Origin of the sequence: Vibrio sp. Isolate34, assembly GCF_022397915.1 — a bacterium.
Classification (GTDB): Bacteria; Pseudomonadota; Gammaproteobacteria; order Enterobacterales; family Vibrionaceae; genus Vibrio.
In genome coordinates this window covers 260,743-275,962 of sequence record NZ_JAKEUO010000003.1, presented here as the reverse complement: position 1 = coordinate 275,962, position 15,220 = coordinate 260,743, and the positions used below count along the sequence as shown (strand labels likewise).

11 protein-coding genes are annotated in these 15,220 nt (G+C 46.5%); 10 read left to right on the top strand and 1 reads right to left on the bottom strand.

What is annotated here, in order from left to right; genetic code table 11:
* Positions 1-117: 117 nt before the first annotated feature.
* Positions 118-1,590 carry a group II intron reverse transcriptase/maturase gene (gene ltrA, locus L1D22_RS05795; protein WP_239829028.1) on the bottom strand — a complete coding sequence of 491 codons (1,473 nt, stop codon included), beginning with the start codon at positions 1,588-1,590 and terminating at the stop codon, positions 118-120.
* A gap of 1,050 nt (positions 1,591-2,640) precedes the next feature.
* On the opposite strand from ltrA, the gene L1D22_RS05790 reads away from it, so the two are divergent.
* The 10 genes from L1D22_RS05790 to secD all read left to right on the top strand — a co-directional run bounded on the left by L1D22_RS05790 (position 2,641) and on the right by secD (position 15,218).
* A complete protein-coding gene (locus L1D22_RS05790; RefSeq protein WP_239829027.1) occupies positions 2,641-3,321 on the top strand; it encodes a hypothetical protein in 681 nt (226 codons plus the stop codon).
* An 86-nt stretch (positions 3,322-3,407) separates the two neighbouring features.
* Positions 3,408-4,106, top strand: coding sequence for an ABC transporter ATP-binding protein (locus L1D22_RS05785; protein ID WP_239829026.1), 699 nt, complete (start codon positions 3,408-3,410; stop codon positions 4,104-4,106).
* Positions 4,094-5,383: an ABC transporter permease gene (locus L1D22_RS05780; protein ID WP_239829025.1), complete on the top strand. Its 1,290-nt coding sequence runs from the start codon at positions 4,094-4,096 to the stop codon at positions 5,381-5,383. Before L1D22_RS05785 ends, L1D22_RS05780 begins: the two co-directional genes overlap by 13 nt.
* Positions 5,376-6,158 carry an outer membrane lipoprotein-sorting protein gene (locus tag L1D22_RS05775; RefSeq protein WP_239829024.1) on the top strand — a complete coding sequence of 261 codons (783 nt, stop codon included), beginning with the start codon at positions 5,376-5,378 and terminating at the stop codon, positions 6,156-6,158. The genes L1D22_RS05780 and L1D22_RS05775 overlap by 8 nt, the downstream gene beginning before the upstream one ends.
* A 9-nt stretch (positions 6,159-6,167) precedes the next feature.
* Positions 6,168-7,460 (top strand): hypothetical protein, encoded by a 1,293-nt coding sequence (locus L1D22_RS05770; RefSeq protein WP_239829023.1) that lies wholly within the window; start codon positions 6,168-6,170, stop codon positions 7,458-7,460.
* Positions 7,460-8,518 carry a sensor histidine kinase gene (locus tag L1D22_RS05765; protein ID WP_239829022.1) on the top strand — a complete coding sequence of 353 codons (1,059 nt, stop codon included), beginning with the start codon at positions 7,460-7,462 and terminating at the stop codon, positions 8,516-8,518. The genes L1D22_RS05770 and L1D22_RS05765 overlap by 1 nt, the downstream gene beginning before the upstream one ends.
* Positions 8,519-8,603: 85 nt before the next feature.
* Positions 8,604-9,452 (top strand): response regulator transcription factor, encoded by an 849-nt coding sequence (locus tag L1D22_RS05760; RefSeq protein ID WP_239829021.1) that lies wholly within the window; start codon positions 8,604-8,606, stop codon positions 9,450-9,452.
* 234 nt (positions 9,453-9,686) lie between these two features.
* On the top strand, positions 9,687-12,461 hold the full coding sequence (locus L1D22_RS05755) for a M16 family metallopeptidase (RefSeq protein ID WP_239829020.1): 2,775 nt from the start codon (positions 9,687-9,689) through the stop codon (positions 12,459-12,461).
* A gap of 218 nt (positions 12,462-12,679) precedes the next feature.
* Positions 12,680-13,180, top strand: a complete 501-nt coding sequence (locus L1D22_RS05750; RefSeq protein ID WP_239829035.1) for a hypothetical protein — start codon at positions 12,680-12,682, stop codon at positions 13,178-13,180.
* A gap of 238 nt (positions 13,181-13,418) precedes the next feature.
* Complete coding sequence (gene secD, locus L1D22_RS05745; RefSeq protein WP_239829019.1) at positions 13,419-15,218, top strand: protein translocase subunit SecD; 1,800 nt, start codon at positions 13,419-13,421, stop codon at positions 15,216-15,218.
* Positions 15,219-15,220: the final 2 nt, after the last annotated feature.

Below are 15,220 nucleotides of genomic sequence, written 5' to 3'. Positions count from 1 at the left end.
ATTTTGGTCGGGTGGACGACACTTGTTACCAAGTGCCGTCTCCCTAAGAACCGTACGTGCAACTTTCACTGCATACGGCTCAAGCCTCCACTAAGGCATCGTTTGACACCCAACAACTTATAAAGCAGTTAGAGCAGGATCAATCCACGAGTTGCGAGCTTGTCTTTTTGACTTCCGCTTTACCAAGTATTCTTGGTATTCAGGGTCAAAAGGAGTCGCTGAACTCCTGATTTTCACATGTCGCTCAATAGGCACTTTTGCTATTTGGAATAGGTTAAACATGCAATCCATGTCCATGATCTTCTGCCAGCCGTGAAATTGCCATTGGCCTTTACGATTGAGGAAGTATTTATGAACAACCCAGTTCTTGGACTTGGTTGGATGACGCCTAACTGCCCAGTGCCATAATGCTTGGAATAGTTTGTGGCCAACATATCCGAATACCTGTTTAGCAACACAGTGTCGATAATAGTTCGACCATCCCCTTAGCTTTGGATTTATCAGTTTGATAAGATCATTCACTGGAAGGGTTGCATGCTTTTTGATGAGTTCACGCAGGTTACTCAAGAACATCAACGTATTGGATTTACTCGGTTTAATGAGTAGTTTTCCTTTGTATTTCCTATGATTGAACCCAAGGAAGTCAAAGCCATCGTTAATATGGGTAATATGCGTTTTCTCTTCGGAGAGTGTTAAGCCTCGCTCTAATAAGAAGTTAGTAATCAACGGTTTGATATCATACTCCAACACTTCCTTTGAAGCGCAAGTGACGACGAAATCGTCGGCGTATCCGATAAAGTTGGCTCTTGCACCCTGTTTGAGTGCGGTGGACTTTATCTGTTGTTCAAGACCTGCGAGAGTCATTAACATCAAGGTAGGAGATATAATACCACCTTGTGGTGTGCCCTCATCGGTACGGTAGAACAGACCTTTGTCCATAAAACCAGACTTTAACCATTGTTCCAACATGCGCTTATCTACTGCGATGTTATCAAGAAGCCATTGGTGGCCGATCTTGTCGAAACAGGCTTTGATGTCCCCTTCGAGTACCCATTGAGCTGATTTCTTTAGTGCCAAACATTTAAAGCACTGATCGACAGCGTCAGCCGTGCTGCGGTTTGGCCTAAATCCATAGCTGTTTGGATCGGCAAGGGTTTCTGATACTGGCTCCAGAGCAAGAAGGTGGAGCGCTTGTTGCGCTCGGTCTATCATACACGGGATACCTAGCGGTCGAAGTTTGCCATTCTTTTTGGGGATATAAATACGCTTGAGCGGTTTGGCACTGTATGCCTTTCTGCTCAATTGATTAACTGCTTTCATACGGCGTGCATCTGTGTTCCAGATGACACCGTCTATTCCAGGCGTTTTGCTGCCTTTATTTTGAGATACTCGCTTAACCGCAAGAAGCTTGGCTGAGCGAGAATGAGTTAAGAGCCACTGTAAGGACTTCACCTTACCGTGTTTCTTCTCTCTAGTTGCTTTTGCAATACGTATTTGAAGCTTTAATACAAGCGCTTCAACGGATTTCCAGTCGATTGACTGCCATTGAAGACTGTCAGGAGAGGCACTAATCTCTTTTGAAATCATCATTTGCGTTTCCCCTTGAATAAAGTTCTTAAAATTCTCTCGCAATGGGAGACCAGTCGGAAGTAGGCTCACTTTCGTGACCAGACATAAGTCTGTATCTGCATCGTTACAATACAGCTTTCGCTTTTTCCGACCTCCTTTACCTGCATCACTATCGGCCACAAAGGCTTTCCCATAGGGAGTGATACAGGCTTACCCTGTTCCGTATGTTACGTAAATGTCAGGTTAGATGCCCACTCTAGTGCGGGGAGCGTGTCGATCACGAAAGAGCATTGCCCAATCCCTTTCCAACTCCCATTGCCTTTTGGCTACAGCGCAATAACCACTTCCGCTGCTTCGTCATATAACGCACCTTAGATGGATTCACTTACGTTCATCATACTGACTACCTAGCACTCACCCGATTTGTGTGGTTATCAGGAGGATCGTCCTCTCACGATTCGAATCCCGAGCAATTTAGATTGCTCTTCGTTACATTGTCTGAGCCGCTACTTTATTCAGGCCCATAGGTTCATCTGGTGATACAGATGGTCCACTCATAAAGCGGTGAACAACGCTTCATACGACTTCAGGTCGCACGGGCAGCTCGTCATATAACGCACCTTAGATGGATTCACTTACGTTCATCATACTGACTACCTAGCACTCACCCGATTTGTGTGGTTATCAGGAGGATCGTCCTCTCACGATTCGAATCCCGAGCAATTTAGATTGCTCTTCGTTACATTGTCTGAGCCGCTACTTTATTCAGGCCCATAGGTTCATCTGGTGATACAGATGGTCCACTCATAAAGCGGTGAACAACGCTTCATACGACTTCAGGTCGCACGGGCAGAAATGAGTTAGCTCTGATTAAGGCCTGAAATGGGCAATATCAGATTATGTTTTGATCCATCCATTTTATTCTTTCGCTACTCTTTCTTTTTTGAATTTTCCACTCACGCCCCAGCTCAACCATTCACTCCTCGTAATGACCATTCGTCGCATTGATAAAACGGCATGACAAATTCTAGTTAACCTTTCAACGTCAACATTTGAAAGGGGTTAGAAATCATGACTACTTCACACTCATTTAATTCAAGCTCTACCACTTCTTTGCTTAAGCGTTCATTTTTGATTGCACTTGTTTCATTGGCACCTACTTTGGCGCAGGCCAACCCAAGTTCAGACGTGCTCGATATCTATAACCAAGCCGCGCAAGGCAATGAAGACTTGGTGGAAGTGGCTTACGAACGCCTGAACGACACGCTACAACAAGATGGTGCTACGCCACTGACCTTGGTTTACCTAGGCAGCACAGAAACCCTGATGGGGCGTGATGCGTTTTTACCATGGAACAAGATGAAGTATGTAGAAAAGGGTTTATCAACCATTGATAAATCGCTGGTTCTGCTTAAAGACGAAGACCAACCGATTCATGAGCAACCTCGTGCTCAAGGGCTACCAGATTCTTACCTGACTCGCGCCATGGCTGCGGTGACTTACACCTCTCTACCCGACATGTTTAACCATTTTGATCGCGGTTATGACCTGTTCCTCTCGCTACTGGCTGAAGATGCTTTCCAGCAACAGCATTTCGCTGCGACATCGTGGATTTACCGTTATGCGATTGAGGCATCGATTCGTGCTGAAGATCTTAAGCAAGCACAAGCGTGGCTAGAACAAATGGAAACGGCCGATGCTGGCAACATCGAAACTATGACTGCGAAGGCGCTAATAGCGAAAGCCAAGTAACAGTTGCGAATGCTAAATAATGGGCGAGAAAGCCAAATAGTAGCTGTGAATTGCTAAGAATGGATTGGTAATCGGAGGACAACGGAATGATTGAATTTAAAGGTATCGGCAAATCGTATCTCACTGGCGGTCAAAGTGTAGACGCCCTCAAGGGAGTCGATGGCCAAATCAAACGCGGTGAAATGGTGGCGTTGTGTGGCCCTTCTGGGTCAGGGAAAAGCACACTTTTGAACATTCTTGGTTTGTTGGATATGGACTATCAAGGCGAGATAAACATTGATGGTAAAGCGTATCCAACCGTTCAAATCGCTGCTGCGCGTTTTCGTCGCCAGTCGTTGGGTTTTGTATTTCAGCGTTTCAATCTGGTTCCTGTGATGACAGCGCTTGAGAACGTCGCTTATCCATTGATGTTGAACCAATGTTCGAGACAAGAACAGCAGACCAGAGCCCAAGACATGTTAGAGCGTGTTGGGCTAGGAGATTATGTTCATCACCGTCCAGACAACCTTTCAGGCGGTCAGCAACAACGTGTCGCGATTGCCAGAGCGTTAATCCACAACCCAAGTCTAGTAATTGCCGATGAGCCGACTGCCAGCTTAGACAGCCACACTGCCAACCTTGTGATCGACATTATGAAAGAGCTCGGTCACGAGATGGGCACCACCTTTATTGTCGCAACACACGACCCAAGAATGGCGCAGCGCTGTGATCGAGTGATTGAACTTATCGATGGACAACTGGCACCACAAGCCACAGCAACGGAGGCTATCTCATGGGCAAGTTAACACAAAGAATGAGCACGTTTTTGTTTCCAACCTCGGTGCGTTTGGCGTGGCTTAATTTATTGAGAAATGGTCGACGTAGCCTGCTTTCGGTGTTGATCATCGCGATTGCCGTATTTGCACTCACCAGTGCGGGTGGCTATGGGCTTTACACCTACGAATCCTTAAGGGAATCGACCGCACGCGATACCGGTCATCTCACCTTGAGCACGCCTGGTTATTTTGAACAAGATGAAGACATGCCGCTTAGCAATGGTCTGGATAACGTTCAAGCGCTAACCAAGAGCATTATTGGCGACAGTGACGTGCGTGGTGTACAGCCGCGAGTCTATTTTAGTGGTTTGGTGTCTAACGGAAGCAAATCGACCATCTTTATGGGGACAGGCGTGAATGAGCGTGAGTTCGATATGAAAGGGCCTTTCCTTGACGTGCGCAGCGGTCAAACCCTCTCGGATGTGAAATCACCAAGATACGACAGCCAAGAGCCACAAGTGATGCTCGGAACCGATCTTGCTCGTAACCTTAAAGTGGCCGTTGGTGATTGGGTAACGCTGCTTGCGACCACCAGTGATGGCGCTTTGAATGCCTTTGATTTTAAGGTGCAGGGTATTTACTCGACTGGCGTGCCAGAGTTGGATAAGCGTCAGTTGTATGTACACATCACCACAGCTCAAGAGCTTTTAGCGTCAGACAAAGTCAGCACTTTGTCGGTATTCCTTTTTGAAACCAGTAAGACCTCAACCGTACAACAACGCATCGAGGTGTTGCTGAATAGACAAAGCGATCCACAAACTCCCGAAATAGAGATCACCCCATGGCAAGATCGCGCGTTTTTCTACACCAAGGTTAAAGACCTTTACGACCGTATATTCGGCATCATGGGCGCGGTGATGGCATTGGTGGTTTTCGTATCGCTGTTCAACACCATGACCATGTCGGTTACGGAACGCACTCGTGAAATCGGCACTTTGTCGGCACTCGGCAGTTACCCCTCTGAAATCGTCGCAGGCTTCTTAAAAGAGGCGGGATTACTGGCGGTGATTGGCAGTGCGATAGGCGCATTAGTGAGTGGTTTAGTGTCGGTGTTATTGCTGGTGATTAATGTGCAAATGCCACCACCTCCGGGTCGAACCGAAGGTTACCCTCTCAACATTTACTTCTCATTAGAATTGGTTGGTTACGCCACTTTAGGTGTGCTGACGATATGTTTGCTGGCTGCTTATTTCTCTGCTCGTAAAGGCGTGAATAAGCCAATCACGGAGGCGCTGGTTTATGTGTAAATTAACTCGTTCATTCAATCTATTAGGCTCTGTTTTAGCTTTGGTTCTAGTATCGACACCAAGCTGGGCAGTCGATTCACAGCAAGTCACAGAGATGATTGCCAAGGCCGATAGCTACCGTTTGAACAGCGAACAGGCGTCGAAAGTGGTGTCTCTGGTCGCGCTATATCAAGATGAGCAACTAGACAAAACCCGCGAATACAACGTTTACACAAGACCAAACCGAGAGTCGCTGGTCGTGTTCAAGTCGGCGGTCGAGGCGGGTCAAAAGATGCTGATGATAGAGGACAACTATTGGTTACTGATGCCGAAATCTCGCCGTCCAATTCGTATCACCCCGATGCAAAAATTGCTTGGTGAAGCTTCGGTTGGTGATATCTCAACGCTGACTTGGAGCGAAGACTACCAAGGCGAGTGGGTTGCTGAACAATCGGTTGAGATGCCAAGTGGTGAACAGCTTGATACCCATCACTTAAAACTTACGGCAAAAACCAAGGGTGCGAGTTATCAATCGATTGATCTGTGGTTAACGGCAGATCGCGCATTTCCAGTTAAAGCGGATTTGTACCTGCGTTCAGCAAAGTTAGCCAAGCAAGCGTGGTTTACTGAAGGCGTGCGTGATGGCTTGCCAAGTGTGGTATCGATGACCTTACTCGATAAGATTCAGCCAAGTAAGAAAACCGTAATTGAGTACCGCGAGGTGAGCGAACAAAGCTTGGCAGACAAGTACTATAACCCTGCTTACTTATCACGTAATAGCGTGTCTGGGCTTTAGGTGGGTGTCATGTACGCTTTCAATCGCAAGCCTCACATCAAGTATTCAGCTGCTACTTTACTTACTTTGTCTTGCGTTAGTAACACGATTCAGGCAGATGAATTGAGTCTAGCGTGGGACTGGCAACTGAGTGCCGAAGCGATTGAATCACGAGAGTCGCCATTCACTCCTTTAGCATCTGATCAGCGCCAGTCGCTCAATGGCTTGTTGGATCTTGAGGTTGGTTACAACAATTGGCTTGGCCTGTTTGCAGTGAAAGCCAATGACATGTTGAGCAACGACCCACAGGGGAATGAGACGAGCTTTGAATCGGAATTCATCATGCGAGAGCTGTTTTGGCAAGGTGGCGTTGAGGTGTCGAATTCAGTAATCGGAGATCACTACCTCGATGTCACGCTCGGCAAGGTTCGTCTCGATTGGGGCGTGGGCTATGGCTACCGACCTTTAGACATCATCAAGCCTTACCGACAAAACCCAGTAGGCATTGTTGCAGAAGAGGGCGCGGGTGTGGCGTCGGCGTCACTGTTCGATATGACGGGCGAATGGACACTGCTTTACAGCGATTCATCATGGACTTCCCAAGATGTGAATGAGTTCGAAAAGCAGAACCAACAACAAGGGTTTGGCTTACGTCGTTACAACTTAGTAGGCGATCACGAATATCAATGGGTCGCTTATTACGACGATGTACGCCACGGTTTACTTGGAGCGAGCTTGGTGTCGGTATTAAACCTCGCGTGGGAGTTTCATGGTTCGATGGTTTATCAGCGACAAAGCCTTGGTTACAGCCAGCCTGATTCCATGTTTAAACCTATTTATTTAGAAGAGCAAGGCGAGGCCTATCAAGCGTTAGCCGGATTAACATGGGCAAATGATACTGGCCACAATGTGGTGCTGGAATATTGGTTTGATAGCCGCGCTTGGAGCAATTCTGAATGGCAAAGCGCAATAGAAAGTGCAGAGTCTTTGTCGGTGAATCTGATGACAGCTTCGTTGGCAGGTTCTTATGCGCAAGGCTATCAGCACGCTAATTTGGTTCAACATAACATCATGTTTCACTGGTCTTTGGATTCGACACATGGCTGGCTTGAAGATATCACGCCAACATTTGATGTGATGTTATCTCCACAAGACGGTGGTTTTATTGCGACTCAGTGGCTCAACTATCAGGCGTTAGATAATGGTGAATCATCGTTGGAATTGGAACTTGCTGCACGCTTTCTAGGCGGTAAAAGTGATTCTGCTTACGCCAACTTACCCGATAGTCATATGATTCTTATAAATATCAAAGGACGATTTTAATGAACACTTCTTCAAACAGTCGGTTTTCATGGATCAAAAGCTTTGCGTTCACCACGCTATTTTGTGTTCTTATTGCGATTACAACCCATACGATTTGGGGCGGCGGATTAACGGTTAACCTAGCTATCAGTTTTGGCTTTGGTTATAGCGCCGTAGGTTCCTCTTTCGTCTTGGTGAAGTTGTTTAAGAGAACATCTAGAAGGATTGAAGTAGCCATCTCAATGGTGGTCGCGATGACCTTCGGTACTCTGAATGCGCACTATTGGTTAAACGGGTATTTCGGTTCTAATATCTCGGATCTTAAATCTGTGGTGCTGTTGGGTGTGATCTTCTGCTCGGTTTGCTATTACTACTTCTACTCAAGAGAGAAGCAGCTTCGTGCCGACAATGAATTAGAAGTGGCCAAGCGCCGTCAGGCCGATCAAGAGAAGGTGGTGGTGCTGAGTCAACTTAAGCAGTTGCAAAGCCAAATCGAACCACACTTCCTATTTAATACACTGGCGACCATTAATGTGTTGATTGAGAGCGACAGTGCGAAAGCCAAGCTGATGCTCGAAAAGCTGACTGATTTGCTGCGTGTGACTCTGAAGAACAGCCGTACTGAGCAATCGACCATCGCACAAGAGGTCGACTTGTTGGATGCTTATCTTAACATTCAAAAGATACGCTTAGATGAGCGCTTGGCGTTCTCGATTGAGACGCACGACATCAGCGATCAGCAAATGATTCCACCATTTTTGATTCAACCTTTGGTTGAGAATGCGCTCACACACGGTATTGAGCCCAAAGCCGCAGGTGGCCAAGTGAATATCCGTATTGCTCAACAAGCCGAGCAGTTGAAGATTGAAGTGTCTGATAATGGCGCAGGGCTGAAAACGCCCTCGGTGAATACTGGCCATGGTGTTGGGTTAAGCAATATTCGTCAGCGAATCGAAACCCTATACGGTGATAAGGCGAGCCTCACGATCACCGAGCAAGCTTCGGGTGGCGTGGTATCAACTATCTTATTACCGCTCATCAGCGAAACTAGCTCCGAGAACGCAGAGCTGGTGCTCTAGGCTCTGTTACGAAAATAAGTACTGTGACGAAATAAGCTCAGAGACAAAAACAAACGATTTACAGTGTGAATTTAAAGGAATAATCATGAATAACCCAGCATCAAAGCCAAGCGTGACGGCGATTATCGCAGACGATGAAGCACTGTTAAGGCATCACCTAGACAAGAGTTTGGCTGAGGTTTGGCCGGAGCTAGAGATCGTCGCTAAGGCAAAAAACGGGCTAGAGGCGATGCAGGGTATTCAGCAACTTGAGCCTGATGCGGTCTTTCTTGATATTCGAATGCCAGAGCTCGATGGTATCTCGTTGGCGAAAAAACTGACCAAGTTATCTTCGCCGCCATTGGTGGTTTTCATTACGGCTTATGACGAATACGCGGTCAAAGCCTTTGAGCACAATGCGATTGATTACTTGCTCAAGCCAATCAATGAAGAGCGTTTACTTACCACATGTCAGAAGGTTCAAGCGCGTTTGTCGAGCAACCAAACGCAATCAGGTAGTACACCGGATCAGCCCGATATCGCGGCATTAATGAATCAGCTTCAACAATTATCACAATCGACTTCTCAGCAAACGCAGCCTCCTTATCTATCAAAGAAAAAGTACCTCACATGGCTCAAAGCCAGCGTTGGAGAAGACATCCACCTGATTGCCGTCGATGATGTGGCGTATTTCAAAGCCGAAGATAAGTACGTGTCTATATTTAAGAAGGGTCAAGGAGGTTCATTAGAGGAGTTTATTCTTCGCGTGTCACTAAAAGAGTTGATTGCCCAACTCAATCCTGATGAGTTTTGGCAGATCCACCGTTCCGTGGTGGTGAAGGTTTCCGCCATTGATAAGGTCAAGAAAGGACTCTCCGGCCAGATGTCGGCGTATGTGTCAGGTGAAAAACTACCCATCAGCCGCGCCTCGCAAGCCCTGTTTAAAGGTATGTAGTGAATCACTTAAGGTATGTAGTGAATCACTTAAGGTATGTAGCAAGCGTGTTTAAATGGATTTCATAAGCTCTTATTAAAGTGCTACTTCAAGTAAATTCAGGTGATCTTACATATCGCATGGTAATTTATAAAATAAAGATCCAGATCACAAAGATATTCATCGGGTTAAATATTAAATAATAATCGTTAGCTCAATCTGTATATTGTCGATGAATGACATTAAGAGGTTGTTATGAAAACATATTATTTAGCGACGGCACTATGCCTAACTTTGTTTGGCTGTAGCTCAACATCAAAAACTACCGAAAACTTAATCCAACCGGATCCTGCGTGGAAGTCAGGTCAGCTGGAAAACGGTCTTACCTATCATGTTTATCCTGATCATGAAGAGTCTGTTTCTGTACGGTTAGTCGTGCATGCGGGTTCGATTCAAGAGACTTCTCAACAGGAAGGTTATGCTCACTTTGTCGAGCACATGGCATTCAATGGCAGTAAAAACTTCTCTCAAAACGATGTAATCCGTCTGTTTGAAGATGCCGGTTCTAGCTTTGGTGCGGATATTAACGCCTACACCTCTTATGAAGAGACGGTATACCAGTTAGATTTGCCCGATAACATCGAGTTGCAGTCTGCCTTGACGTGGATGCGTGATGTGGGTGATGGCCTAGACATCGCAAGCTCAGAAGTTGAAAAAGAGAAAGGCGTGATTCTGGGTGAGTTCCGCATGGCTCGTCTTGATGACAAGTCATTCGGAGAGGTATTTTATGACCACTTGATTGAAGGCGGTCCGTATGAATCTCAAGATGCATTGGGCTCGAAAGCGTCTGTTGTAGAGGCAACGCCTCAAGGCTTAGCTGACTTCTACCAAACTTGGTATCAACCTCAAATCGCCGAGTTAGTGATTTCAGGTGATGTAGACATCAAAACCTTGATTCCATTGATTGAAGAGAAGTTTTCAAGCTGGGAGCGTGGCGACACCCCGAGACCGGAAAAGCAGAAAATGACCTCGTTCAATGAAGGTGATTATGTTGAATACGCAGGAAGAGAAGCGCCGAGCATCACTCTGACGTTCAACCGCGGTTTAGATAGAGTTGAAACTCATGCTCAACAGCATAAACGTTGGTTAGATGAAACCGCGCAACAAATCATTCAACAGCGACTCGAAGCAGTATTCAATGATGCAGCGCTGCCGACGCAATGGGTAGCGTCCGATAACTATCGAATGGGTTCTCTGAATTATTCTTCAATCAGTGTTGGTTTCCCAGCAGGCGGCCGCGAGGTTATCCAACAAGAGATGCTCTCTACATTGGCATCACTGCGTGACTTTGGCGTGTCGAAAACGGATATCGTTGGCGAGCAGCACTACTACCAAGACTTGCTGGATGACATCGAGCATGACTGGGACAAAATGGACAGCGTTGACCACGCGAACTACAAAGCCAGTGCGCTTGTGACTGATCGAATCGTCCAATCTCAGAAAGACTATCAAGCCAGTTTAGAAACTTTCATTGCGAACCTAAACCTTGAGGCGATTAACGACAACATCAAAGACCTGCTTTCTGATGATTACTTCCTTGTTATCGGCTTGGACGATTCTGAAGATAGAGCGGCGATCATCGACTCGCTAGATAGTTTAAAAGCGACTTACAGCGAAACGGGAGTGCAGCCACTCGCGATTGCGACAGCGAGTGCTTTTGCTGTACCAAGTTCGCAGGGTGAGGTTGTGCTTGCGGAACAAATGTCCGTCGACCCATACATCCAAAAATGGACGTTAAGCAATGGTATCGACATGTGGTACCTGCGTGATTATGTGGCAGGTGATGATGTTGGTGTGATGTACATGAGCCTCGGCGGAAAAGCCGCTTTGGATCCGAGCTTGTACCCAGCGGTTGAGGTAGCGTTACCTACTTTTGCTCGAAGCGGTGTTGGTGAGTTTACGGGCTCTGAGCTTTTAGCGTACTTGGATCGTGAAAATATTCGCGCTGATTCCTTCATTGGCAATACTCGTCATGGTATTGAATTTAATATTACTAAAGACGGCCTTGAAGACACGTTTGCTGCGCTTTATACCTTCATCATGGCTCCTAAAATTAACCCTGAGCAATTAGAAGCGGTGAAGCAGGAATTTGCACAGGGGCAAGAATCTTTCTTGGACAGTCCTGTTGGTCAGTTTGAACGCGCGATCAACCAGAACATCTATAGTCAGGAAAGTGGTCACCTGTTTGTTGATAAAGAGCGTGTTGAAGCGGTTTCTGTGGAAGACATCGCTAATCTTCATCAGCAGTTGTTTGGTCAAATGAGACATAACCAATTGGTGGTCGTGGGTGACATCGACCCAAGCGTGTTGAAGCCTTTAGTTCAGAAATATCTAGCTTCGATTCCATTGGAACAAGCGGCTGTGCCTGATTTTAAGGTGGCTTACAAGCAGCCATCGGAATCACGCATTGATCTCGCTATCAACAATGTGAATAGCGCAGAGTACGTCTTACGGGTCATCTCAGAGCCAGCAACCGAAGCCGACCAAGGCGCAACGGCAAAGGATATTTTCACGGAAAGCTTGTTGGAACGACTGTTGGCGACTCGTTTAGATACTTATATTCGTGAAGAGTTGAGCTTGGATTACTCGCCTTATACGTATTCAGCGTCTGCAGACGGCGAGCTGAGTCATGATTGGGTCATCGGTGCGATGATAGCGCCTGAAAACGTTGATGAAGTGGAAGTGGCGATCGATAAGGTGATTGCAGACCTTCTACAAGGTGTCTCTGAGGAAGAAATGCGAGCGGTAGTGAAACAGTTTGAAGCGGACTTCACACCGCTTGAAATGAGCTCTATCGACCAAGCGTGGTACGTGTCTCGTTATCTACTTCATGGTTACGATATCGAAGCTTTGTCTCAAGTTGAGGGTGTTGCGAGGTCGATCACTGCAGAAGATATGAATGTGTTAGTTCAACGCATCTTTGGTGACAATAGCCGTAAAGTTAAGAACATTATGCGCCCTAAAGCGTAATAATTACAATCGCTTAATTCATACTTTTTTTAAAGCCAAGCCTTGTTGCTTGGCTTTTTCTTTTCTTTAGAAAGACGACGCTTAATCGGTTGCATCGTATCATTTTCTAAAAAAATGTTTTAAATCAAGACAGCGTTTCATTTGTATTGTAGATTGACGATCTACGAGAATGTTGTTTGGATATTAGATTGCTTAAACTGGGTACCCGATTAGTCTTAATGTTGTTTTTACTGAGCTTTGGCTTAGTGAATTCTAACGGCTATTCGTTTCCTTCTAAGCCATTTCAAATCGAGACTGCTCAACAGCAATCTTTAGCTAATAAGCAGTCTTCTGCGGAAAAACAATCTTCTTCGCAAAAACAATGCAAGCAAGCCGCGGTTGATGATCCATCAGCCTATTTAGAGTGCGATAAAGTTCAGTTGGGCACCGCGTCCGTCGGTGACAGCTCCAACTACCACGATACTGAATCGAGCCTTCAAGCGACCACTTACCGACGTATATTAACCAATGAGCAAGAAAGTGGGGCTGATCTAGAGCCTTCTTATCATCTGCTTATCGACTTTTCTCCTCCTTCTTTACTGGCCTCTCTGTTGGTCAACACACCTCTGTTGGATCAAAAACAGCACTGGACCAGTATTGTGAGTTCTCCATCTTCCCGGCTTTCTGGGTGGAAAGAAGGCAACATACAATATTCCCACTTTCGAGATCTTCTTAGCTAATCGTTTGACCCCAAATTGGTCGTATCGATGGACACTTGTGCCCGTTGAACCCGCCAGTTAATCAAATATAGCGACACATCATTTTAGCCTCACTATCGTTCAATCAGCTTGTTCTGGTTGCGATTAGCTATCGCTCGTGTTCGCAAAACGTTAGACATACCAATCGTAGTAAATAACTGGTCACCCTAGCTGGTTAAAATGCTCGAACATTTACTGTGATTGGTAAAAATAAGAGATCTTGACTGTGAAAAAGCGCATTCCAAGAAAACAAATCAACCACTACGCAAAGTGGAAATACGTGGTGCTTATCGCCACCATCATCATCATGGTTCTAAGTGCTCTACCTTCTTGGTATGGCGAGAACGCTTCGGTTCAAATCAGCAACCGTTCTGAGCAAACTATTGATGCTACTCAGGTAACTCAATACCTTGCGAGCGAAGGCATCCAAGCCAAATCAGCCTTTCAAAAAGACAAACGTTTAGTGGTTATCCTAGAAGATGCCGAGCAACAAGCGAAAGCTAAAGAGGTGCTTAATGAGCGCTTACTGGACAACGCAACCGTTGCTCTCGCGATGGAGCCAGCAGCACCAAAATGGTTGACTGATATGGGCTTCGCACCAATTCAGCTAGGCCTTGATTTACGTGGCGGTGTGCAGTTCTTGTTAGAAGTGGACATGGAGCCCGTTTACCACGCACAAGCTCAAGCTATGGTCGATGAGATCACCAGCCAAGTACGTTATGCCCGCGGTAAAGTGGTGAATAACCAAGTGGAATTCAATTTCCGCACTGACGCGGATTTCGAAAAAGCGCAAAAGCTGATCCGTGAAGAATTCCCACAATGGCTACGTGATAGCTCAGACAAAAAGCTGACTCTAACGCAGTCTGAAGATGAACAAAGAACGCTACGCAACCTAACGGTTCAACAAAACCTACAAATCATGCGCAGCCGTATTGAAGAGCTAGGTATCACAGAGGCTTCAATTCAGCGCCAAGGTGAAAGCCGCATTCGTATCGAACTTCCGGGTGTACAAGACCCAGCAGCCGCGAAAGACGTGATTGGTGCGACGGCATCATTGGCGTTCTACTCTGTTTACGATAACGCAACGCGCAACACTCAAACGCTAAAAGATACCGATGGCAACCGTGTCGTTGTTGCTCGCAAAGCGGTACTGAGCGGCGAACACATTATCGATGCTCGTAGCGGCATTGGTGAGATGGGCAGCGCAGAAGTAAACATCACGCTGGATTCAGCGGGTGGTAAGAAAATGTCTGAGTTCTCTCGTCATAACATCGGCAAGCCAATGGCAACCGTGTACAGCGAGTACAGTCGTGACAGAGCCGGCAACAGCGAGAAAACCAGTGAAGTGATCAGTGTGGCGAACATCCAATCTCAATTGGGTAGCCGCTTTAGAATCACAGGTGCAGGCAGCATGGCTGAAGCACAAGAGCTGGCTCTATTGCTTCGTGCGGGTTCATTGACTGCGCCAGTAACCATCATTGAAGAGCGTACCATTGGCCCATCTTTGGGTGCGGAAAACGTCACGAACGGCTTTGCTGCTTTGGCACTTGGCCTTGGTCTAACTCTCACGTTTATGGCGCTATGGTACCGCCGCCTTGGTTGGGTTGCGAACGCTGCATTGATTGTCAACATGACCACACTATTTGGTTTGATAGCGATGCTACCGGGTGCGGTATTAACCTTGCCAGGCATTGCGGGCTTGGTATTAACTGTCGGTATGGCGGTAGATACCAACGTACTTATCTTCGAACGTATTCGAGACAAAATGAAAGAAGGGCGCAGCTTTGCAAGTGCCATCGACCGCGGCTTTGATAGCGCGTTCTCTTCAATCTTCGATGCCAACGTCACTACCATGATTGTTGCCGTGGCTCTGTACACCATTGGTAATGGACCGATTCAAGGGTTCGCATTGACCCTAGGTTTGGGTCTTCTAACCAGTATGTTTACAGGTATTTTTGCGTCACGCGCGATCATCAATTTGGCTTGGGGGCGTGACCAACGCCACGATGTAAGGATTTAAGC